Below are 21958 nucleotides of genomic sequence, written 5' to 3'. Positions count from 1 at the left end.
ACAGGAGTCGGTCCGGGGTGCCCGAGCAGCCCGAAAGGTGTCACAAAAGTCGGGCGAGGGGTGGCGCGGTGCTTCGGGCACCGTCAGCCACGGCGGAGCATGGCGCGCAGCTTGCGCACGAGTCGGACGACGAGTCCGCCGGGCGTGACGCGCTCGAGGCGGTCGATCCGCGTCGTCAGCTCGTCGATGCGCTGCTGCTGGCTCTTGAGCTTCGCGTCGCGCTGCTCGGCCAGGCGGGCGTGCCGCGAGCCGGCGCCCTGGTAGGTGGGCGTGTTGAACGGGTACTCGTAGCGCTTCGGGTGTCGCGTGAGGTCGATGACCATCGCGTGCCGCAGCCACTCGAGCCGGGAGGCCACCTCGGACAGGTCGGGTGCCGCCAGGGTGTGCACGGCGGGCGGGAGCGAGGCCTGCGCCAGCCGCTCGTCGAACTGCGAGCCGTCGCGGCCGTCCTGCCAGCGGTGCTCCAGGCCGTTGCGCTCGAGGAACGCGGTGTAGCGGCCGAAGCGCTCGGGCATGGCATCGTGGAACGGCGCGAGGTCGGTGGCCTCGGCGAGGTCCTCCGCGCGGATGGGCTCGTCGAAGTGCGGCTGCAGCCGGTGCGGCATCCGGTGGTACTCGGCCAGCTCGAGCGTGCGCGAGTCGTGCGCCAGCATGAGCGCGGGCGTGCCGGCCAGCAGCGCCGCGACGTTCCCGTGGAAGCGCGTGCCGTAGACGAAGTCCTGCTGGGCCAGGAAGTCGTACCAGGTCCAGGTGTCGACGAAGAGCCGCATGCGGTCCTGCTGGTACAGCGGGTGCCGCAGGTGCGTGGGCACCAGGGGATCCGTGACGTGGGGGTGGGGGACGCCCCACAGCAGCAGCCGCAGGTCGTGCTGGTCCTGGCCGACGTAGGTGAGGTTCTGGTGCCGCGCGGCCTGCTCGGTGGCGAACGCGCCGATTCCCGGCACCTCGGGGGTCAGGTTCAGCCCGAGAGCCGCGTCGACGCCCAGCTCTGCCGGCTCCCGCACCTTCAGGTCGGGGCCCTGCAGGAACAGCGACGGGCAGCCGATGACGTCGATCGCGGCGCCGGGGAACCCGAGGTCCACGAGGAAGTCGCGGGTGAACTCGCCGCGCACGCCGATCGAGGGGGAGCGCTCCAGCACGGCCGCCACGAAGCGACGGCTCACGTCGCGGACGCTCGCGAGCGCGTCGAACGATCGGTCGGCCGGGGCCTGCGCGCCGATGCCGATCACGGTGGTGGGGATCGTCAGCTGCTCGATGAGAGCGGCGAGGTGGTCGAGCTTGTCCGCGAAGTCGGCGCGGAACGAGTTCGCCATCGGCACGACGAAGTGGTCGAACTCCTCGTTGATGCGGGCGGCGTCCTCGGCGGTGGCGGTGCGGCGCTCGCTCAGGGTGGAGTTCGCGACCAGCTCGTGCGGCGCCACGTCGAGGGCCTTCCACACCGAGTGTTGGAACAGGAAGTTCCCGCTGTTGGAGTTGAAGACGTCCTGCGTCAGCGTCGTCTCGGGTACGACTGCCGTGAACGGGTCCTTGCCCGCGCGGATCAGGATCCGAGCCATGGCGTCAGTGTGGCAGAGCAACCCGCGCCCGCGTGTGTGTGACCCTCGTCACCTCGTCTCCCGTCCGCCGGGATGGCGACGTAGACTGACGGCGTCACTTTGTCTGGTACCCGCTCCGGGACTGGAACGAAAGGCAACACACATGTCGCACCCCCGCGTGGGTGTGGTCGGCGCCGGCCGTGTCGGTGCTGTCCTCGCCGCCCGGCTCCAGCGAGCCGGCCACCATCTCGTCGGCGTCAGCGGACGCTCGGACGCGTCGCACCTGCGCGTCCAGACCCTGCTCACCGACATCCCCGTGCTCGACCGTGCCGAGGTCGTCCGCCGGGCCGAGATCGTCATCCTGGCGGTGCCTGACGACGCACTGGCCGACGTCGTCGCCGAGCTCGCGCCCCTCGCCGGTCCCGGCCGGCTCTTCGCGCACACCAGCGGCCGCCACGGGCTGGCCGTCCTCGCGCCGTTCGTCCACGCCGGCGCCCGCGCCATCGCGATGCACCCGGCGATGACCTTCACCGGCACCGAGGTCGACATCGACCGCGGCTGCGTCTTCGGCGTCACCGCCGAGCCCGCCGACCGCGACGTCGCCGAGACCCTCGTCGCCGACCTGGGCGGCTCGGTCATGTGGGTCGAGGAGGCCGACCGCGCCACGTATCACGCGTCGCTCGCCCACGGCGCCAACCACCTGACCACGATCGTCACCCAGGCGATGGACCTCCTGCGCGAGATCGGCGCCGACGACCCGGCCGCCGTGCTGCGCCCCCTGCTGGCCGCCGCGCTCGACAACACGCTGGACTACGGCGACGCCGCCCTCACCGGCCCCGTCGCCCGTGGGGACGTCGACACGGTCCGCGCCCACGTCGCGCACCTGCACGACCCGTCCGTGCGACGCACCTACGCCGCGCTGGCCACCGCCACCGCCGACCGCGCCGAGTCCACCGGCCGGATCGACACCGACACGGCCGACGCCGTGCGCACCGCCGTGATCCGCGAGAAGGTCCGCTGATGCCCACCGTCGTCCGCACCGCGGCCGAGCTGCGCGCCGCCACGTCCGGCACCGTCGCCCTCGTGCCCACGATGGGCGCGCTCCACGACGGCCACGGGAGCCTCATGGAGCACGCGCGGCCGCTCGCCGAGACCCTCGTCGTCTCGATCTTCGTCAACCCCACGCAGTTCGCGCCGGAGGAGGACCTCGACGCCTACCCGCGCACCTTCGAGGCCGACCTCGAGCGATGCGACGCCGCCGGCGTGGACGTGGTCTTCGCGCCCACGGTCGAGGAGATGTACCCGCACGGGCTCGACGGCGCGATCATGGTCGACCCCGGCCCGCTCGGGTCGATTCTCGAGGGCGCCGCGCGGCCCACCCACTTCCGCGGGGTGCTCACCGTCGTCGCGAAGCTGTTCGGCCTCGTGCGTCCCGACGTCGCCGTGTTCGGCGAGAAGGACTACCAGCAGCTCACGCTCATCCGGCTGATGGCACAGGAGCTGTGCCTGGGCGTCGACGTCGTCGGGTGCCCCACCGTGCGCGAGGCCGACGGCCTGGCGATGAGCTCGCGCAACCGCTACCTGACCGCGTCCGAGCGCGAGCGTGCCGCCGCGATCTCGGCCGCGCTCCGTGCCGGCGTCGACGCCGGTCCCGACGGCCCCGAGGCCGTCCTCCATGCTGCCGGGAAGGTGCTGGCCGACGCCGGCATCGACCCGGACTATCTCGTGCTCACCAGCCCTGACCTCGGACCGGCGGAGGCCGGCCGGGAGTCTCGCCTGCTGGTGGCCGCCCGGGTGGGCCGACCGCGCCTGCTCGACAACTGCGCGGTCCCTCTCGGGGCCGACGCGAAGAACCGAGGGAAGTGACCCGATGCTGCGCACCATGATGAAGTCCAAGATCCACCGCGCCACCGTGACCCAGGCCGACCTGCACTACGTCGGCTCGGTCACCGTCGACGAGGACCTGCTCGACGCGTCAGACATCCTGCCCGGCGAGCTCGTGCACATCGTCGACGTCACCAACGGCGCCCGCCTCGAGACCTACACGATCGCCGGCCCCCGCGGCTCGGGCGTCATCGGGATCAACGGCGCCGCGGCCCACCTCGTGCACCCCGGCGACATCGTCATCCTCATCGCCTACGCGCAGGTCGACGACGCCGAGGCGCGCCGGCTCGAGCCCAGCGTCGTGTTCGTCGATGCCGACAACTCGATCGTCACGCTCGGCCACGACGCCGCCGAGGTCCCGGCCGACTCCGGCCTCAAGCGAGGCGACCTGGTGACCGTATGAGCGAGCGCGGGCGCGTGACCGTGGGGTCGGAATGACCCTGCTGGCGATCGACGCGGGCAACGCCGAGACCAGCATCGGGCTGTTCGACGGCGACGAGCTCGTCGCCGACTTCGTCGTCGCCTCCGACGAGCGCCGGACCTCCGATGAGTGGTTCCTCGTGGTGGAGGGCTTCCTGCGCCGCTCGGGGCTGCCCGAGGTCGACGAGATCGCCATGTGCTGCACCGTGCCCGCCCTGCTGGTGGCGCTGCGGCGCACCTACCTGCGGTACTACGAGAACATTCCCGCGTGGGTCGTCGGGCCCGGCGTGAAGACCGGCGTGCCGATCCACACCGACAACCCGCGTGAGGTCGGCACCGACCGCATCGTCAACGCGCTGGCGGCGAAGGAGCTCTACGGCGGCCCCGCGATCGTCGTCGACCTCACCGGCACGGCCACCGTGGTCGATGCGATCGACGCCAAAGGTCGCTACCTCGGCGGCGCGATCGCGCCCGGCGTCGAGGTCTCGCTCGACGCGATCGTCCGCCGCAGCGCCCAGCTTCGCAGCGTCGAGATCACCACGCCTCGCGACGTCATCGGCAAGAACACCGTGGAGGCGCTGCAGTCCGGGATCGTCTTCGGCTTCGCCGGCCTCATCGACGCGATCGTCGAGCGGATGATCGAGTCCCTCGGCGAGGACCCCGACGACGTCTCGGTCATCGCCACCGGCAGCCACGCCGCCGTCGTGCTGACCGAGTGCGAGACGATCACCGCCCGCGACCCGAAGCTGACCCTCCAGGGCCTGCGCCTCGTCGCCGCGAAGAACCGCTGACCGCGTCCCCCTGCCCACTTTTGGAACAGGATCCACGTTCTGACGCGGTCGGCACGTGGATCCTGTTCCAAAAGTGGCGACTGGAGACGTCGGACACGCGGCCGCGGCAGCAGGGCTGAGGTCAGACCAGGGCCGGCCGGGCCGCCGAGACGTCGTTCGTGGTGATGCCGTCCACTCCGAGGGCCGCGAGCCGCTCGATCTGGCGCGGGTCGTCCACGGTCCAGGCGGTGAGGGTGCCGCCGCCGGCGTGCACGCGGTCGACCAGGGCGCGGTCGACCCGGCGGGCGCTCACGTGGAACTCGTCGAAGCGGTCGATGTCGGTGGCGTTCGGCCGGCCGCGGGTCACCAGGCCCACGGCGTGGTGCACCGGCAGGGCGGCCTCGGCGAGGGCGCGGTCGAAGCTCATCAGCGTGACGCGGCTGTGCCCGCCGAGCTCCTCCAATACGGCACGGACGTAGGAGCGCGGGTCCGCGGGCGCCGACTTCATCTCGACCACGAGCCGCACCTCGGTGCCGCGCAGCGCGTGCACGACGTCGCGCAGGGTGGGCACCGGAGTGCCGGCGAACGCCGGCGACTTCCAGCTGCCGGCGTCCAGCTGCGCCAGCTCGGCCAGCGTGAACCGCTGCACCGACAGGCCGACCTTCGAGGTCTGGACGTGGCGGATGTTCGTCGTGCGAAGCGGCGAGCGGTCGTGCATCAGCACGATCGAGCCGTCCGCGGTGGGCTGGACGTCGAACTCGAGGGCGTCGGCCCCCAGGCGCACCGCTTCGCGGAGCGCGGGAATGGTGTTCTCGGGGTGCGTCGCGCTCTGGCCCCGGTGTGCGGTGATCCGCGGAGCTGTCGTCATGCCTCCACGGTGCCCCGCCGACCTGACCGTGAGATGAACGCAGGCTGTGGATCCGCCGAACATGCGACGCCCGCCGGAGGCCGGCGACCTGTCCGGCCGACCGCGCCGGGGCGCGCTAGCCTCCGGGGATGAGGATCTTGCGCCTGGTCGCCGACGTGTTCTGGTTCGTCAGCCGGTGGAGCTTCCGGTCGGAGCCGGCACCGAAGGGCCCCACGATCCTGCTGGCGGGCCCCCACACGTCGAACTGGGACTTCGTCCTCATGCTGGCCATCGCGTGGAAGTCCGGCTTCCGGCCCCACTTCCTGGGCAAGAAGGAACTGTTCCGCGGCCCCGCGGGTCCGTTCATGCGGGCGCTCGGCGGCATCGAGGTCGACCGCCAGAACCCGGCGGGCGTCATCGACGAGCTCATCGAGCACGCGCGGTCGGGCGACAACTTCCAGCTCGTGATCACGCCTGAGGGCACCCGCGGCAACGTCAAGCGCTGGAAGTCGGGCTTCTACCGGCTGGCGCGAGAGGCCGACCTGCCCGTCACCCTCGGCTACTGCGACCGCACCACGATGACCGCCGGCCTCGGCCCGACGATCCGCCTCACCGGGGACGTCCGCGCCGACATGGACGTCATCCGAGCGTTCTTCGCCGACAAGGCCGGCGTCCGCCCCGAGCGTCGCGTCGAGCCGCGGCTGGCCGAGGAGGACCGCCCGGCCGAGTGACCGTGGGCCACGCCTTGGCCTCCGTCGCTCGACTTTTGTGACGCGGTTCGGGCGAAATCGGACCAGGCCGGCGAATGTCGTCACAAAAGTCGCGGCTGAGGCGGGGAGCGTCGGTGTGCAGGTGGGGCCGACTAGACTCGTGCCTCGTGACCGAGACGCCTGAGCTTCCCGAGGACGACCTGCCCGAGCAGATGCGGGTGCGCCGGGAGAAGCGCCAGCGGATGCTGGACGCCGGCGTCGATCCGTACCCCCTGCTCGTCGAGCGCACCCACACGATCCGCGAGATCGTCGAGGCGCACGATCCCGAGCAGCTCGGCCCCGACGCGCACACCGGCCTGACCGTGTCGATCACGGGCCGCGTCATCTTCCTGCGCAACACCGGCAAGCTCTGCTTCGTCCGCCTGCGCGAGGGCGACGGCAGCGAGATCCAGGCGATGCTCTCCCTCGCCGAGGTGGGGGAGGAGTCGCTGGCCGACTTCAAGGCGCTCGTCGACCTGGGCGACCACCTGGGCGTCACCGGTGAGGTCATCACGAGCCGCCGCGGCGAGCTGTCGGTCATGGCCTCGCAGTGGCGGATCGCGGCCAAGACGCTGCGTCCCATGCCGGTGGAGCACAAGCCGCTCTCCGACGAGGCCCGCACCCGGATGCGCTACCTCGACCTCGTGGTCCGCGAGGAGGCCCGCCAGAACGTGCGCGTCAAGGCCGCCGTGCTGAAGTCGCTCCGCGCCACCCTGGACCGCCACGGGTACATCGAGGTCGAGACGCCCGTCCTGCAGCACACCAACGGCGGCGCCGCCGCGCGCCCGTTCCACACGCACCTCAACGCCTTCGACGAGCCGCAGCTGCTCCGCATCGCGCTGGAGCTGCACCTCAAGCGCTCGCTCGTCGGCGGCATCGACAAGGTCTACGAGATCGGCAAGACCTTCCGCAACGAGGGCGTCGACAACACCCACAACCCCGAGTTCATGATGCTCGAGGCGTACGAGGCCTACGGCTCCTACGACACGATGGCCGAGCTGGTGCAGGCCCTCGTCGTCGATGCCGCGCGCGCCGTCGGCAAGACGGTCGTCACGGGTCGCGACGGCACCTCGATCGACCTCGAGGCGCCGTGGCGCCGCGCCACCATCCACGAGCTCGTGGCGGAGGCCACGGGCGCGGCGATCGACGTGCACACCCCCGAGGAGCAGGTGCGCGAGGTCGCTCGCGACCACGGCGTCTCGCTGCAGGACGGCTGGGGCGCGGGCGAGGTCGTGCTCGAGCTCTTCGAGAAGCTCGTCGAGCACACCCTCATCCAGCCCACGTTCGTGTGCGACTACCCCGAGGCCGTGCGCCCGCTGGCGAAGAAGCACCGCACCACCCCGGGCCTGGTCGAGGCGTGGGACCTCATCATCAACGGCGTCGAGCTGGCGCCCGCGTACTCCGAGCTCAACGACCCGGTCATCCAGCGCGAGCGGCTCGAGGAGCAGGCCCGCCTCGCCGCGGCCGGCGACCCCGAGGCGATGGACGTCGACGAGGACTTCCTACGGGCGCTCGAGTTCGGCATGCCGCCCGCCGGCGGCATCGGTCTCGGCGTCGACCGGCTCGTCATGCTGCTGCAGGGCATCGGCATCCGGGAGGCCATCCTCTTCCCGGTGCAGCGCCGCGAGTAGGTATCACCCGTTGCGCGACTGATCTCGTCATCGACATCAGTCCGCAGGGACGCACTCGGGGCGTCGGAGGCGGAACCTTCGATACCTCAGAGGTGTCCCCCCATGAGAACCGCTTCCGAACAGCTCGACGCCCTCCGGGGCCAGGTACGTGAGGTCGCCCCGGCGGTCACCGGCGACGAGGACCTCGGTCCCTTCAAGCTGCTGCCCGGCGTCTGGACCAATGAGCCCGACCTCGCCGGCCGCGGTTGGAACATGATCGCGCTGCCGTTCGGCCCGCCCCAGGGCGCGACCTTCCGGCCCGCGTACCGGCTGCTGCTCCACCAGTACAACGAGAAGCTCACCTTCAGCCTCGTCGACAAGGCCGTCCCCAACCGGGGCATCGCGCCGGCCGCCGGAGGCGTGACCCCGCACGCGGACCAGCTGCTCGTCGCACTCGACTACGAGCAGGGCATCAACCAGCTCGTCGGCGAGGACTTCCCCGCCTCGGGCCTGCAGGGCGACCCCGGTGGGGCGATCCACCACGAGCCGGGCCTGTTCCTCAACATGTCCGACCCGTTGAACGAGGACGTCGTCGACATCGCGCGACTCGCGACGGTCCCGCACGGTGACTCCGTGCTGGGGCTGGGCACCGCCTCGATCTCCGACGGGCCGCCGACCATCCCGCCCATCAACGCGCTACCGCTCGGCGTCAACCAGGACATCGAGCAGAACCCCTACCTGGCGCCGTACAAGCACTTCCACGAGAACCTCTTCCGTGGACTGTTCGACCCGCTCGACTCGACGGCGCTGCTGAAGGCCGCGAACGAGGGCGTGGACATCGTCCGCACGACGAAGCTGGAGTTCGACAGCACCGTCGCCACCGGCGGCATCTCGAACATCCCCTTCATCGTGCGGCAGGCGAACGCCTCGGAGATGAAGTCGACCTTCTGGATCCAGGAGGTCCGGCGCGAGGACGGCAGCACCGGCCTGCGCCTGCAGTACGTGCAGGTCGTCCAGCTGGACTTCTTCGACCGCTTCGACGGCGGCCCGGGCCGGATCAAGTGGCCGCACGTCAGCATCAACACGCTCGCGAAGGTCGAGGACGCTCCCGTCCCGTCCCCCGCCGGCTACTCGGTCATGCCGAGCTGAAACCACTCCCACCCTTCCTGACAGGACCACCGAGATGACCGACATCCGCTTCGAGGGCGACTTCATCCACCTGGAGGGCCTCGTCGTGCGCGCCACGGCGAACGACCTCATGCTCGACGCCACCGCGCGCCGCAAGACCAACACCCCGTTCCGGCGGGCGCTGGTCCACGACTTCGACGACGGTCTGACCCTCAACTGGGACAGCGACTATCCCGGCGGGGTCAGCGTCAACAGCTGCAAGCAGATCCTGGGCTTCAACAACCGGGACTGGCTGATCGTCCGCAGCCGGATCATGCAGCAGTTCGGCACCGACTTCATGCTCGACGGCGGCGCGGAGCGGCGAGGCCGGTTCTCGACCTCGATCCGTCGCAACCCGTTCCGTCGTGCGCTGGTGCACGGCTTTGGCGACCAGCTGGTCGTGAACTGGGACCGCGACTACACCGGCGGCGTCGTCGTGAACGGCCGCGTCACGATGCCCGACGGCGCAGTCGTCGCGGGGCAGGACGTGGCGGCCACCCTCACGACCCTCACGGGTCAGGTGACCGCACTGACGACCGAGCTGACCGCGGCCACGGCGGCGATCGCCGACCTCACGGCCCGCGTGACCGCGCTGGAGACCGAGGCCACGACATGAGCGTGCGGTCGGTGCGCCAGGCGATGTCCGCGATGGGCCTGGGTGGCGCCGGGAACCTCTCGGTGATGCGCGACGTGCTCGGATTCTGGCGCGGCACGCCGCCCCCTGACCCCAGCACGGGGTCGCCGGTGCAGGTCACGCTCGGTGAGGCCTTCACGGCGCTCGAGCGCAAGCACGTCCACCTCAACCTGATCGAGGTCGGCTTCGACGCCGCCTCGGTGACGCTGGCCGAGGCCGACGAGCGCGTCGACTACGCCGTGCACCGGATTCGTCGGATCTACGCCGACGCGTCGCTCGGGCTCGGCCGGGTCCAGTACTTCTGGATCGACGTGCCCGCGGCCGACGGGTACGAGGACCTCGGCAGCGAGTCCGAGGCCGACGACCTGTCCGACGACTGGGGCGTCCCGAACGACGGGGTCGACATGTTCCTCGTCGCGAACATCAGCGACGACTTCGTGGGGATCTCCCCGGTGCCCGGCGACTGCAGCAAGGGCGGGAAGTCCGACGGCCTCGTCGGCGGCGAGGTCGGCCGCGCGGCGGAGGCCTTCTCCCGCACCGCGGCGCACGAGCTCGGCCACTTCCTCGACCTCTCCCACAACCACGGGGACGACTGCCCGACGGCCACGTCGGCGCGGGAGAACCTCATGGCCCAGACGCGGTGCGCGGTGAGCGTCCGCAGCTCGGTCCTGTTGACCTCGGGCCAGGGCAGCACCGTGCGCGGCCGCTGCCAGACCCGTGCGGGCCAGTGAGCCCCGCACGCGAAAGGACGCATCATGCCTGACACCACCCCCTTCGAGCAGCGCGACGACGATGAGCTCGTCGAGCTCGCACACCGCTCGCGCGGCGACATCGCCAAGGAGTCGCTCGTCGCCCTCGTGCGGCGCGACCCCGCTCGCGCCACCCCCGTGGCCGTCGAGCTGCTGACCGCACACGCCGAGCCGCGGGTGAGGTCGCTCGCGGCGGTCACCCTGGGCCGCAGCCAGGATCGCGATGCGGCGGCTGCCCTGACCCGGGCTCTCGCCGACGCCGATCCCACCGTCGTGCGCCGTGCCGCGCAGTCGCTCGCCCGCGTGGGCGACGCGTCGGTGCTCCCCGAGCTCGCGCGGTCGCAGCCGCCCGAGGCCACGCCGGCCGGGCGCGCGGTGCTGACGGCGCGCCTGCTGATCGGCTACCGCAACCACCACCCCGAGCTGCTCGTGCCGGCCACGGCCGAGGTCACGGAGTTCGGACGGCGCCGGGGCGAGGAGATCGCCTTCGGCGGCCGGGCCAAGGTGACGAGGGCGACCGTCCTGGCCGCCGTGCGCGCCGAGGTCCCGGCCCTGTCGTTCGCACCGCGTGAGCTGCTGATGTTCACGTGCTCGGGGGCGGCGGGAGCCGTGGCCCTCGCGGATGACGTCGGCGAGGTCGACCTGTCGGTGCCGCAGATGCTCGGCGTGATGGTGCGCGAGCGCGTGTGCTCCGAGCGGTACTCGCTGGACTGCTACGTGCTCAGCGACGACCGCGACGCCACCGGCGGCCGGCGCCCGTACCTGTGGCTCGTGCGACCGAGCGGCCGCGTGGTCCACGTGGGTCGCGTCGAGGTGGCCGACGACCGCGCCCGGTTCTCGGTCAGCGGCTCGGTGGCGCCCTACGCCAACCCCGTGAAGGTGATGGGCGAGCGGACCGCGTCGGGCACCCTCACGATCGAGTCGGCCCTCGTGGGCAAGCCGGCCACGGGAGCGGCGCGGGCGGCGACTCCTCCGGCCCGCGAGGCCCTCATGCGGTGAGAGGAGGCGCGGAACCGGCAGCGTCCGGATCCCGGGACGGCCGCCACGCGTGCGCGTCGTTTGGCAGGTTGAGGCCATGACCACCCCGACCGAGACCCAGCGAGCCGACCGGCGGGCGTCGACCTCCAGGCCGATCCACGACCTGCTGGCCGAGCGCTGGAGCCCCCGTTCGTACGAGCCCGATCACCAGGTCGCCGAGGAAGAGCTCACCACGCTGCTCGAGGCGGCGCGGTGGGCCCCGTCCGCGCAGAATCGCCAGCCGCGACGGTTCATCGCCGGCCGCCGTGGGACGCGGCTGTACGAACGGCTGGCGTCGACCGCGAACGAGCGCAATCAGGTGTGGGCGCCGCGCTCTTCGGCGCTCGTGCTCGGCATCGTCGAGCGGACCGCGGCCGACGGCTCGAACCAACGGTTCGGTGAGTACGACCTCGGGCAGTCGATCGCCCACCTGTCGATCCAGGCGCAGCATCTCGGGCTGCAGGTGCGGCAGATGGGCGGCTTCCACGCTGAGCTGGCGGCGAGTGAGTTCGGCCTGCGTCCGCCGCTCGTTCCGTTCATCCTCGTGGCCGTGGGCCGGGCGACCCCCGTCGAAGCGCTCGAGTCGGAGTTCGTCGAACGTGACACCGCCCCGCGTGAGCGACTGCCGCTGGACCAGGTGGTGCTCGATCGATCGTGACGCGGGATTGCGGGGAGGGACTCGCTAGGCTGTGGCCCGACAGTGACGATCAGGGCGGTCCATGGCGTTCGAGAAGAAGTACAGCGACGAGGTGCGCGACGCAGCGGTGCGTCGCGTCGTCGAGCGCCGACAGGCCGAGCCGGGCAACCGGGCAATCCTGCGCGAGGTCGCCGAGGAGTTCGAGGTCGGCGAGCAGTCCCTGCGCATCTGGGTGAAGCGCCTCGACGACGGGATGTTCTCCTCCGGCGACGCCGTCCGCCTGCGCCAGGCCCCCAAGGACCAGCTGCTCGCCCGGATCGCCGAGCTCGAGGCCGAGCTGGCTGCCGCGAACGAAGAGATCGAGGTGCTCAAGCGGGCGTCGGCGATCTTCGCGGCCGAACTCGCCAAGCGCTGACCCGCCGACCGTCGTCCACATGTCGGGACGACGGGGAGGGAGGGTTGTTCCGGTCGCAGACTGAACATCGTCACCCACCCGCAGGAGCGATCGATGTCCGGTTACGACTACATCAGTGCGGTCACCGGCTGCACGACCGAGATCCCGGGCCGCTTCACGATCAGCGGCCCGTCCTTCCAGCTGCTCGCGGACGGCTCCGTCGCGACCGGAGGTCCCGGCAGGGCGCCCGGGCCGCTGGACCTCCTCGTCTCGGCCCTGGTCACCAACCTGCTCAACGTCCTGCACGGGGCTGAGGAGCTCGACGTCGACGAGGCGGATGTCCGCACCGTCCACGTGCGTGCCCGCACCTCGCGCTACACGCCGGACCGTCTGAAGGTGGGGCGGGTGGAGATCGAGGTGGTGATCGATGAGCTCGACCCGGCCGCCGCCGAGATCCTGCTGGAGCAGTACCGCCGTGGATGCCGCGTGCTGCCGGCCGTCGAGACGGTGCTGGACGTGCGCATGCGCGCCGTCGCCGCCGCGGACGCCGCGGCCTGACTCTCTCTACCGTCTATACTAGAACTTCTAGTATCCGTGTCGTATGTTCACGGCTCCGTATCGTAGAGAAGACAACCCCATGTACGTTTCACTGCACCTGAGCCCGCAGAGCCGAGGCGCCGAGGACGATGCCGAGATCATCGCGAAGCTGGCCGACACGGCAGTCGAGGCGGAACGCCACGGCGTCGCCTCCATCGGCCTGACCGAGCACCACCTCGCGGGCTACAACACCTACGTCGACTCGTTCATGATGGGCGCGCACCTCGCCGCACGGCTGACCACGGCCCACCTCTCGCTCACGGTCGTCCAGATGGCGCTGCACCACCCGCTGCGGGTCGTGGAGAAGACCAACCTGCTGGACAACCTCATGCGCGGCCGCCTGATGGTCGCTTTGGCTCCCGGGTCGGCCTCCCCGGTCGAGCTCGGTGCCTTCGGCGTCGAGTCCCTCGACCGGAACCTCGTCACGGCCGAGCGGATCGAGGCGGCGTTCCGGGCCTGGGAGTGGGACGGTGACTCTGCCGGCGTCGACGTCGGCACGAGCGTCGACCGCGGCGTCGTGACCGGGAGGATCAGCCCCGCGCCCTACCGGCTCCCGCGGCCGCTGATCGGCCGCGCGACACGCACTCCGGCGACGATCCAGCGGCTGGGCGCCGAAGGGATTCCGGCGATCCTCGGGCAGTGGCTGACCAAGGACGGCGACAACCGCGAGCAGCTGGCCCTGTACGAGGACGCCCTGCTGGCCGGTGGCCACGACGACGCCATCGCGCAGGAGTGCCTGCGCTGGCTCGGCTTCGGGCTGACGATCGTGGTGGCACCGACCCAGGCGGAGGCCGAGCGCCGGTGGAGCGAGTACGTCGAGCTGGGCGGTGAGGGCCCTCAGCCCGGGAAGCTCGGCGGGGCGGACGAGTGGCGCGCGGAGTGGACCAGACGGGAGGTGGCCCGGGCCTCCGGGTCACTGGTCGGCGACCCCTCGCGGATCGTGGAGGAGATCCAGGCGATGGAGGCGGCCGGTGCCCGCCACGTGCGCATCATCCCGGCCCTGCCCGCGAACCGACTCGACGACCGTGACGAGATCTTCGACCTGATCTTCTCGGAGATCCTGCCGCACGTCGGTGCCGAACGGCTGCCGGAGCCCTCCCGCACGCGTCAGACCGCGAGCAGCGCCTTGGTGTAGTCGTGGTCGGGCGCGAGCACGACGTCGGCCGTCGCTCCCTGTTCGACGAGCCGGCCGTGCCGCATGACGGCCACCCGATCGGCGACGTCGGCGACCACCGCCAGGTCGTGCGTCACCAGGAAGTAGGTCAGACCGAACTCGCGCTGGATCTCGCCGAGCAGCTCGAGCACCTGCGCCTGGATCGTGGCGTCGAGCGCCGACACGGGCTCGTCGAGCACCAGCAGACGTGGCTGCAGTGCCAGGGCACGGGCGATGGCGACGCGCTGTCGCTGTCCGCCCGACAGCTCCCGCGGCCGCCGGTCGGCATACGTGGACGGGAGCCGCACCAGGTCCAGCAGCTCCGCGGCCCGCTCGCGCCGGCTCCTGCGGGTGCCGATCCTGAAGGCATCGAGCGGCTCGGCGACGATGGCACCGACGCTCAGCCGCGGATTCAGCGACTCGAAGGGGCTCTGGTACACGATCTGGACCTCACGGCGCAGGTCGCGCAGCGCCCGGCGGTCCAGGCTGCCCACGTCCCGCCCGAGCACGTCGACCCGGCCGGTGTCGGGGCGCTCCAGGCCGAGGATCATCCGGCTCGTCGTCGTCTTGCCGGAGCCGGACTCGCCGACCAGGGCGAACGTCGATCCGCGCGGCACCTCAAGCGAGACGCCGTCCACGGCCTGGGTGGCCCGGTGCCCGTCGCCGAACCGCTTGCGGACGGTGGTCAGGCGGATCGCGGGGTCCGGTGAGACGGCTGCCGGCGTACGGCGCGCCCGGTGCCGGTACGCCTCGGCGATGCTGAGCACGCGCCCCTGCTTCACTCGTACCGAGCTCGCCAGCAGCTCGCGGGTGTACCGGTGCTGCGGCGCGGCGAAGACCTCGGCCGTCAGGCCCGACTCCACGACGCGCCCTCGTTCCAGCACGATCACGTGCTCGGCGTGGTGCGTCGCGAGCGCGAGGTCGTGCGTGATCAGCACGACGGTGCTCGCGTGCTTCCGGCGCGCCTCGTGGATGCTGCGCAGGACGTCCTGCCCGACCAGGACGTCGAGCGCGCTGGTCGGCTCGTCGGCGATCACCAGCTGCGGGCGCTGGCTGAACGCCATCGCCACGAGGATGCGCTGCCGCATGCCGCCGGAGAGTTCATGGGGGTAGCGGCGCAGCAGCTCCTCGGGTCGCTCGAACCCGACGTCGCGCAGGTCCTCGGCGATCCGAGCCTCGACCTGCGCGGTGGTCAGTGCCGACTTGGCCAGCGTGAACGCCTCACGCAGCTGGTGCCCGATCGTGCGGGTCGGGTTCAGCGAGGCGATCGGATCCTGGGGCACGAACCCCAGCTGCCGACCTCGCAGCGGTCGGAAGGCCTTGTCGCTGCGGGCCAGCACGTCCTCGCCCTCGAGCGCGATCGCGCCCGACCTGACCGATCCGTTGTGGGGGAGCAGGCGCACGATCGCATGGGCGAGCGTGCTCTTGCCGGACCCGGACTCGCCGATGATCGCCGTGACCGCTCCTCGGGGGATGTCGAGGGACACGGAGTCCAGCGCCGTGTCGACGTCGTCGTCGCGCCGGTAGGTCACGCTCAGGTCCCGGATCGCCAGGATCGTGTCGGTGCCGGTCATCGGTGGTCCTCCTGCAGGAGATAGGCGATCCGGTTGAGCAGCACGACCACGGCGGTCAGCGCGACGCCGGGGATGATCGCGACCCACCACGCGTGGGCGAGGTACTTCTGGCCGCCGGCGATCAGGACGCCCCACTCCGGAGAGGGTGGCGCCTCCCCGAATCCCAGGTAGCTCAGTGACCCGATCGCCAGCATCGCGAGTCCGAAGTGCAGGGCGGTGTACGACAGCACGGGCTGGAACACGTTGGGGACGATGTGCCGCGTGATCGTGCGGACCGGCCCCGCGCCGTAGGTCCGGGCCGCTTCGACGAAGGTGAACGTGCCCGACTGGATGACGACGCCGCGGACGAGTCGAGCGAAGCCGGTCGCCTCGCCGAGCCCGATCGCGATCGCGGCCACGTAGGCGCCGCGGCCGTAGGTGGTGATGACGGCGAGGGCCAGCAGGACCGAGGGCACCGCCATGACGGCCTCCGTCCCGACCCCCAGGACGCGGTCCAGCCAGCCGCCCGGACGCAGGCCCGAGGCGATGCCCACCGCGCTGCCCAGGACGAGTGCCACCACCACGGCCAGCGCCGCGGAGAACAGGGAGATCCGCAGGCCGTGGACGACCCGTGCGTAGAGGTCCCGGCCGATCTCGTCGGTGCCGAACCAGAAGGTTCCGTCGGGTGCTGTGAAGGGCACGCCCTCGAGCTCGAAGGGGTCGTGGACCGCCACGAGGGTCGGGAACACCGCGATCACGACGAGCGCGCCGAGCAGCAGCAGGTGCACGTGCAGCTCGCGGAGTCGCCACCGGTGGCGCCGTGCCGGCGGTTCCGCCGTGACGAGGCCAGCGAGGTCGGGCGCACCGGTGTCGAGCCGGGTGGGCTCCGAGGTGAGGGTCTGGGTCATGAGGAGATCTCCTGGTGGACGGCGGCGCGGCGGCGCAGGCGGGGGTCGAGCAGGACGTAGCCGATGTCGACCAGTGCGTTGATGACGACGTAGACCAGGGCCAGCACCACGACCAGGCCCAGGACCACCGTGAGGTCGACGGCCTTGACCGAGTCGACCATCAGGCGGCCGATGCCGATCCTGGAGAACACGACCTCGATCACGACGGTCCCGCCGAGCAGGCCGCCGACCCGCAGGCCGAAGATCGCCAGGAAGGGGAATGCCGCATTGCGCAGGCAGTGGCGCCACAGCGTGTGGAAGCGACCTGCGCCCTTCGCCGGTGCGGTGACCGCGGCGTACGTCGTGGCGATCTCGGTTCGCAGGCTGCTGATCAGGACCTGGGCGAACTGCGCGGCCCCGAGCAGCGCAAGCACCGTCGTGGGCAGGACCAGGGCGGACAGGCTCTGGCTGCCGCCGCTGGGGAACCAGCCGAGCGTGATGGAGAAGACGTAGATGAACAGGATGCCGATCCAGAACACCGGCAGGCTCACGTAGGCCGAGGGGAGCAGCGCCGCGAAGGAGCGCACGGCTCGCGACCGCGGGTTGACCGCGAGCACCGCGAGCAGGAAGCCCAGCGGCACGGACAGCAGCAGTGACAGCCCGGCGAGGGCGAGGGTGTTGGGCAGCGCCTCGGCGAGCAGGTCGGTGACCGGACGGTCGTTGACCAGCGAGTTCCCGAGGTCCCCGTGCAAGAGCCCGACGATGCCGTTCCAGTACTGAGTGGACAGGCTGTCGCTGAGGCCGACCTCGTCCCGGAGCAGGTCGAGGTTGAGATCGGAGATGTCCGCCTGGCCGAGGGTGTCGGTCGTCCCGATCCTTGCGAGCACCGCGTCGCCGGGAAGCACGAACAGCAGGAGGAACGCGAGGGTGTACGCCGCGTACACGACGGCCACCGCGTGGGTGGCCTTCGCCGCGACGAGGCGGGCGACGACGCGCGCGCCCGCCGTGCGCGAGGGCCTCGTGGGTGCGAGGGGTTCGGCTACGGCCATGGGTCCTGCCTCCTGAGGGGTGCGTCCGGGGGCGGCGCAGGACGCGCCACCCCCGGACCGGTCACTTGTCGAGCCAGACGTCGCCCAGCCACGGCAGGTGCGTGGCCTCGAACGTCGGCAGGTGAGTGGTGTTGCGGTAGGCGAGCGGCTGGATGAAGTCGTACAGCGGGATGTAGTACGACTGCTCGAGGATCCTGCGCGCCGCCTCGGTGGCGAGCTTCTTGCGCGGTTCGACCTCCGGCTCGGCCAGGATCTGCTCGAAGGTCGCGTCGAGCTCGTCGTCCAGGCCGCCGTATCCACCCCGGAGGACGTCGGCGTCGGGCCGCGTGCCCGAGCCCCAGCTGAACGCGTAGTCGCCGGACTGCAGCCGCTGGTTCAGCTCGGCCGGCGTCAGGCTGCTGAACTTGAGCTCGACGCCCAGGTCCTTCCACTGCGCCTGGACCACGGCGATGTTCGGCTCGTGCGAGACGGTGGAGGCGCCGTAGACCAGGTCGAACGAGAGGCGGTCACCGTCCTTCTCCCGCACGCCGTCGGGGCCGGGCTTCCAGCCGGCGGCGTCGAGCAGCCGCTTGGCCTCGTCGAGGTCGCTCTTGATCAGGTCGGACTGGTCCGACCAGAACGGGTTGCTGGCGGCATAGGCGCTGGTCGGCGCGATGTCGATCGCGGAGGCGCGCTCGAGCACCGCCTCGCGGTCGACCGCGAGGGCCAACGCCTTGCGCACGTCCAGCTCGTCGAGCCCGGGAACGTCGACGTTGGTCACGAACCCCAGCGCCGAGCCGGGCAGGGGCTCCCGGCGGATCGTGATGTCCTCGTTCGTGGAGAACTCGGTCTTGTCGGCCGGTTCCGTGTTGTGCAGCAGGTCCAGGTTGCCGGCGCGCAGCTCCGCGGCGGCGATGCTGTTGTCGGGGGTCGTGAACACCTCGATGCCCGCGAGGCGTGCCGGGCCCTGGTTCTCCGCGCCGGCCGGCGGCCAGGCGTAGTCCTCACGACGCTCCAGGACGTAGCCCTCCTCGCCGCGGCTCTCGGAGATCGCGAACGCGCCCGAGCCGATGATCGTGTCGCCCTCCTGGCGCTCGTCGAACGAGAGCTTCGACGTCTCCGGCGCGACGATGCCCAGCGGGGTCGAGGACACGGCCTGGAGGAACGAGGAGTTCGGCGAGCCGAACTCGAACACCACGGTGGTGGGGTCCGGTGCCTCGATCGAGGACAGGTCGCCGATCCACTGGTTCGCGACCGCGTACTTGGCGCCCTGGGAGCGCAGCGCGTCGAAGTTCAGCTTGACCGCTGCCGCATCGAGCTTCTCGCCGTTGCTGAACGTCACGTCGTCTCGCAGGGAGAACTCGTAGCGCGTCGCGTTGTCGTTGACCGTCCACTCCGTCGCGAGCCACGGCTCGAACGTTCCGTCGGCCTTGTTGAAGACCAGGGAGTCGACGATCCCGCGCAGGGGGACCACGGGGCCGTAGCCGGTGTTCGCGGCGGGGTCGGTCCCCTGGACGTTGGTCGACCGGTACTTCAGGACGCCGCCTTCGACGGGAGTGGACGACCCCGACGATCCGGTGTCGTCGCCACCGCAGGCGGTGAGCAACAGGGCGGCGGAGGCCAGGACTGCCGCCAGGACCCTTCCTTGGCTTCGGGGATGGCGCTTCATCGTGAGCTCGCTCTCTGGGGGGTTCGCGTCGTCGTCGGCGACGCCTGCAGACCGAAACGCTAGAGCGAAGAGCGACAGGTGAAACAACATCTCACTATATGAAACTTCTACGAGCGGACGATAAAAAAAACTAGCCTCGCACCTGTACTTCTACGAGTCACTGCTAGACCAACCCCAAGGAACGCCATGTCCAAGATCAAGATCGAGGCGACCAGCGCCGTCTTCTACTTGCCCTACTACGTCGCCGAGGAGAAGGGCTACTTCGAGGCCGAGGGCCTCGACGTCGAGCTGATCCGCAACCGGCCGAACGACGAGACCGAGCTGCGATTCATCGAGCGGCCCGAGAGCGTCTCCTCGTTCAGCAGCTTCAAGCTCTTCGAGGCCGGTCAGTCCCAGCTCTACAACGCCTGCGAGTGGGGCCAGCTGCGCCGGTCGCAGGACAGCCAGGTCAACGGCAAGGTCGTGGCCCGCCGCGCGGCCGTCGCGAGCCAGGCCATCATCGTCCGCCCGGACGCGCCGTACGACGTGCCCGGCGACCTCGCGGGGGTGCGGGTGGGCGTCAACTTCCACCACGGGTCGCACTACCTCGTCCTCCAGCTGCTCGAGGGCTTCCTGCCGCGCACGGACATCAACCTCGTCGGCATCAAGGGCAAGGAGCGGTTCGAGGCGCTGCGCGACGGCGACATCGACGCGGTCGCGGTGATGGAGCCGTGGATCACGGTCGCGGAGAAGCAGGGCTACAAGATCTTGGCCGAGGGCCACTACTTCGGCGCGGAGATCGCGGGCGAGAGCCTCGCCGAGGACGAGTTCACGCGCATCAACCGTGCGGTCAACCGTGCGGTCGACGACATCCGCGAGGACATCCGGCCCTACCTGAAGTACTTCATCGCGCAGGCCTCGAAGGTCGCCGAGCTCGAGCCCGAGGACTTCTCGCGGGGTCGGCTGCGCTACATCCACGCCGGGCCGTACCCGGAGGACCACTTCAACCGGACGCTCGACTGGATCGCCAGCTGGGGGCTCATCGACTCCGAGAACCAGTTCGTCCAGCTGGTCGACAACACGAAGCTCCTCCAGGGCGCGTGAGCCCTCTGGTGCGACGGTGGCGGCGCGGCCCGGGGGGCCGCGCCGCCGTCGTCGCGTCGAGCCCATGACCAGCGCCGCCGAGACCGACTCCGCGACCGTCGCCAACCGGGCGGCGGTCCTCGTGCTGTGCGGTGTCACGGCGGGCATGCTGCTGCTGGACCTGCACAAGGTCACGATCGCGATCCCTTCCATCGAGCGAGCGCTGGACGCCGGTCCCACCGGGATCCAGCTGGTCTCCGCCGCCTACGTCGTGTGCTTCGCCGTCACCCTCGTGCCCGCGGGCCGCATCGGCGACCAGGGCCGGCGGCTCGCGCTGACCTATGCCGGCCTGTGGCTGTCGCTCGTCGCGAGCATCGTGTGCGCCGTCGCCCCGGGCGTGGCGACCCTCGTCGTCGGCCGGGCCGCGCTCGGGGTGGCCGCCGGACTGCTGATGCCGCAGATGATGGGCATCGTCCAGCAGCTCTACGCCCCTCACGAACGCGGCAAGGCGTTCGGGACCTATGGCATCTGCGTGAGCCTGTCGACCGCCTTGGGGCCGAGCGTGGGCGGGCTGCTGATCTCGCTGCCGGTGCTGGGCTGGCGGGGCGTCTTCGTGATGAACCTGCCCGTGACGGTGGCGCTGCTGGTGGCCGCCCACCGTCTGCTGCCCGCCGTGGGCCGCGCGCAGTCCGGCGGCGGGCGCCGGCCCGACGTCGACGTCGTCGGGCTGCTCCTCGGTGCCGCCGCGCTGGTCCTCGTGCTGACGCCCTTCATCCTCACGACCGGCAGGCCCGGGGACGTGGGCGCCCGCTGGTGGGTGCTCCTTCCGGCCGGCCTGGCGGCCTGGGCGTTCGTGCGCCGGAGTCGTGGTCGCGTGGCGGCCGGCCGCTCGAGCGTGATCGACCCGTCCCTGCTGCGCATCACCTCCTTCCGCCACGGAGTGCTGGTCTCGCTGACCTGGTTCGCGAGCGGGCCGGCCGTCAACCTCGGCCTGATCATCTACCTGCAGGAGGCCCGAGGGCTCTCGCCGCTCGTCACGGGCCTGATCCTGCTGCCGTCGTCCGCCACCTCGATCCTGGGCGCCTATCTCGGCGGAAGGCTGGTGGACCGGTGGGGGCGGGTCCTGTCGGGCGTGGGCATGACCCTCGTGCTGGCGACGATCCTGGGCACGCTGGTGCTGCTCCACTCTGCCCCGTCGGATCCGGTGCTCCTCGTCGGCATCGCCCTGCTGCAGCTGGTCTCCGGGCTCGGCGGCGGGCTCGTGGTCTCGCCCAACCACACGATGACGCTCCACGACGTGCCCACCGGGCAGGGCAGTGCGGCCAGCTCGATCGGTCAGCTCGGCCAGCGAGTGGCCAACAGCCTGGGCGTCGCGGCGGCTTCGGTCGCGTACTACTCCTTGATCTACGGTGCGGGGGAGACACTCGCGTCCGCGCCCGCCGCGCTGCACCTGTCGTCGACCGACCGGACGATGGCCGTGGCGGTCTTCTTCCTGCTCCTGGCCCTGGCCGTGGTGGTGGCGGATCGGCGCCGTCAGGTGCGCGAGCTGCTGCCCGTGGGAGCCGGCCGCACGTGATCGGGTTCTGCCCACAGCGA

The 21958-nt window shown here is 71.1% G+C and carries 22 protein-coding genes; 16 read left to right on the top strand and 6 right to left on the bottom strand.

Features of this window, described 5'->3' with window-relative positions; translation table 11 throughout:
* Positions 1 to 83: 83 nt before the first annotated feature.
* Positions 84 to 1556 (bottom strand): polysaccharide pyruvyl transferase family protein, encoded by a 1473-nt coding sequence (locus B5D60_RS05660; RefSeq protein ID WP_078699244.1) that lies wholly within the window; start codon positions 1554 to 1556, stop codon positions 84 to 86.
* Between the two features lie 142 nt (positions 1557 to 1698).
* Between B5D60_RS05660 and B5D60_RS05655 the strand changes: the two genes are divergently transcribed.
* From B5D60_RS05655 to B5D60_RS05640, 4 genes are read left to right on the top strand one after another with little or no spacing between them, the layout of a single operon-like run.
* A complete protein-coding gene (locus tag B5D60_RS05655; RefSeq protein WP_078699243.1) occupies positions 1699 to 2556 on the top strand; it encodes a Rossmann-like and DUF2520 domain-containing protein in 858 nt (285 codons plus the stop codon).
* Complete coding sequence (panC, locus tag B5D60_RS05650) at positions 2556 to 3401, top strand: pantoate--beta-alanine ligase (RefSeq protein WP_078699242.1); 846 nt, start codon at positions 2556 to 2558, stop codon at positions 3399 to 3401. The genes B5D60_RS05655 and panC overlap by 1 nt, the downstream gene beginning before the upstream one ends.
* 4 nt (positions 3402 to 3405) lie before the next feature.
* Positions 3406 to 3822: an aspartate 1-decarboxylase gene (panD, locus tag B5D60_RS05645; protein ID WP_078699241.1), complete on the top strand. Its 417-nt coding sequence runs from the start codon at positions 3406 to 3408 to the stop codon at positions 3820 to 3822.
* 31 nt (positions 3823 to 3853) lie between these two features.
* Positions 3854 to 4630, top strand: coding sequence for a type III pantothenate kinase (locus tag B5D60_RS05640; protein WP_078699240.1), 777 nt, complete (start codon positions 3854 to 3856; stop codon positions 4628 to 4630).
* A 121-nt stretch (positions 4631 to 4751) separates the two neighbouring features.
* Here the strand turns inward: B5D60_RS05640 and B5D60_RS05635 are convergent, their stop codons facing one another.
* Entirely contained in the window at positions 4752 to 5477 is a 726-nt protein-coding gene (locus tag B5D60_RS05635) for a glycerophosphodiester phosphodiesterase (RefSeq protein WP_172806263.1), read from the bottom strand.
* 128 nt (positions 5478 to 5605) lie between these two features.
* On the opposite strand from B5D60_RS05635, the gene B5D60_RS05630 reads away from it, so the two are divergent.
* The 10 genes from B5D60_RS05630 (at position 5606) to B5D60_RS05585 (ending at position 14145) form a co-directional block, all read left to right on the top strand.
* A complete protein-coding gene (locus B5D60_RS05630; RefSeq protein ID WP_172806262.1) occupies positions 5606 to 6187 on the top strand; it encodes a 1-acyl-sn-glycerol-3-phosphate acyltransferase in 582 nt (193 codons plus the stop codon).
* Between the two features lie 191 nt (positions 6188 to 6378).
* Positions 6379 to 7836 carry a lysine--tRNA ligase gene (gene lysS / locus B5D60_RS05625; RefSeq protein WP_078701299.1) on the top strand — a complete coding sequence of 486 codons (1458 nt, stop codon included), beginning with the start codon at positions 6379 to 6381 and terminating at the stop codon, positions 7834 to 7836.
* A gap of 102 nt (positions 7837 to 7938) precedes the next feature.
* On the top strand, positions 7939 to 8964 hold the full coding sequence (locus tag B5D60_RS05620; protein WP_078699238.1) for a heme-binding protein: 1026 nt from the start codon (positions 7939 to 7941) through the stop codon (positions 8962 to 8964).
* Positions 8965 to 8998: 34 nt separating this feature from the next.
* Entirely contained in the window at positions 8999 to 9598 is a 600-nt protein-coding gene (locus B5D60_RS05615) for a hypothetical protein (protein WP_078699237.1), read from the top strand.
* Positions 9595 to 10347 carry a zinc metalloprotease gene (locus tag B5D60_RS05610; protein ID WP_078699236.1) on the top strand — a complete coding sequence of 251 codons (753 nt, stop codon included), beginning with the start codon at positions 9595 to 9597 and terminating at the stop codon, positions 10345 to 10347. Before B5D60_RS05615 ends, B5D60_RS05610 begins: the two co-directional genes overlap by 4 nt.
* A gap of 24 nt (positions 10348 to 10371) precedes the next feature.
* Entirely contained in the window at positions 10372 to 11364 is a 993-nt protein-coding gene (locus B5D60_RS05605; RefSeq protein ID WP_078699235.1) for a HEAT repeat domain-containing protein, read from the top strand.
* Positions 11365 to 11440: 76 nt separating this feature from the next.
* A complete protein-coding gene (locus B5D60_RS05600; RefSeq protein ID WP_078699234.1) occupies positions 11441 to 12040 on the top strand; it encodes a nitroreductase family protein in 600 nt (199 codons plus the stop codon).
* Between the two features lie 61 nt (positions 12041 to 12101).
* Entirely contained in the window at positions 12102 to 12434 is a 333-nt protein-coding gene (locus B5D60_RS05595; protein WP_078699233.1) for a transposase, read from the top strand.
* 93 nt (positions 12435 to 12527) lie between these two features.
* The gene (locus tag B5D60_RS05590) at positions 12528 to 12971 is read left to right on the top strand and encodes an OsmC family protein (RefSeq protein ID WP_078699232.1); all 444 of its coding nucleotides are present in this window, start codon (positions 12528 to 12530) and stop codon (positions 12969 to 12971) included.
* A gap of 79 nt (positions 12972 to 13050) precedes the next feature.
* A complete protein-coding gene (locus B5D60_RS05585; protein WP_172806261.1) occupies positions 13051 to 14145 on the top strand; it encodes an LLM class flavin-dependent oxidoreductase in 1095 nt (364 codons plus the stop codon).
* On the opposite strand, the gene B5D60_RS05580 is transcribed toward B5D60_RS05585, so the two are convergent.
* The 4 genes from B5D60_RS05580 to B5D60_RS05565 form a co-directional block, all read right to left on the bottom strand.
* Positions 14118 to 15737 (bottom strand): dipeptide ABC transporter ATP-binding protein, encoded by a 1620-nt coding sequence (locus tag B5D60_RS05580; RefSeq protein ID WP_078699230.1) that lies wholly within the window; start codon positions 15735 to 15737, stop codon positions 14118 to 14120. The two genes, B5D60_RS05585 and B5D60_RS05580, sit on opposite strands and share 28 nt — an antisense overlap.
* A complete protein-coding gene (locus B5D60_RS05575; protein ID WP_078699229.1) occupies positions 15734 to 16624 on the bottom strand; it encodes an ABC transporter permease in 891 nt (296 codons plus the stop codon). The genes B5D60_RS05580 and B5D60_RS05575 overlap by 4 nt, the downstream gene beginning before the upstream one ends.
* A complete protein-coding gene (locus tag B5D60_RS05570) occupies positions 16621 to 17652 on the bottom strand; it encodes an ABC transporter permease (protein ID WP_078699228.1) in 1032 nt (343 codons plus the stop codon). Before B5D60_RS05570 ends, B5D60_RS05575 begins: the two co-directional genes overlap by 4 nt.
* A gap of 61 nt (positions 17653 to 17713) precedes the next feature.
* Positions 17714 to 19300 (bottom strand): ABC transporter substrate-binding protein, encoded by a 1587-nt coding sequence (locus B5D60_RS05565; protein WP_172806260.1) that lies wholly within the window; start codon positions 19298 to 19300, stop codon positions 17714 to 17716.
* Positions 19301 to 19486: 186 nt separating this feature from the next.
* On the opposite strand from B5D60_RS05565, the gene B5D60_RS05560 reads away from it, so the two are divergent.
* Together B5D60_RS05560 and B5D60_RS05555 are read left to right on the top strand one after the other, a co-directional pair.
* A complete protein-coding gene (locus B5D60_RS05560) occupies positions 19487 to 20383 on the top strand; it encodes an ABC transporter substrate-binding protein (RefSeq protein WP_078699226.1) in 897 nt (298 codons plus the stop codon).
* A 64-nt stretch (positions 20384 to 20447) separates the two neighbouring features.
* Entirely contained in the window at positions 20448 to 21938 is a 1491-nt protein-coding gene (locus B5D60_RS05555) for an MFS transporter (RefSeq protein ID WP_078699225.1), read from the top strand.
* Positions 21939 to 21958: the final 20 nt, after the last annotated feature.

Origin of the sequence: Aeromicrobium choanae, from assembly GCF_900167475.1 — a bacterium.
Lineage (GTDB): Bacteria > Actinomycetota > Actinomycetes > Propionibacteriales > Nocardioidaceae > Aeromicrobium > Aeromicrobium choanae.
Note: the sequence above shows the minus strand (reverse complement) of the source record. Positions and strands in the feature narration are given on the sequence as shown.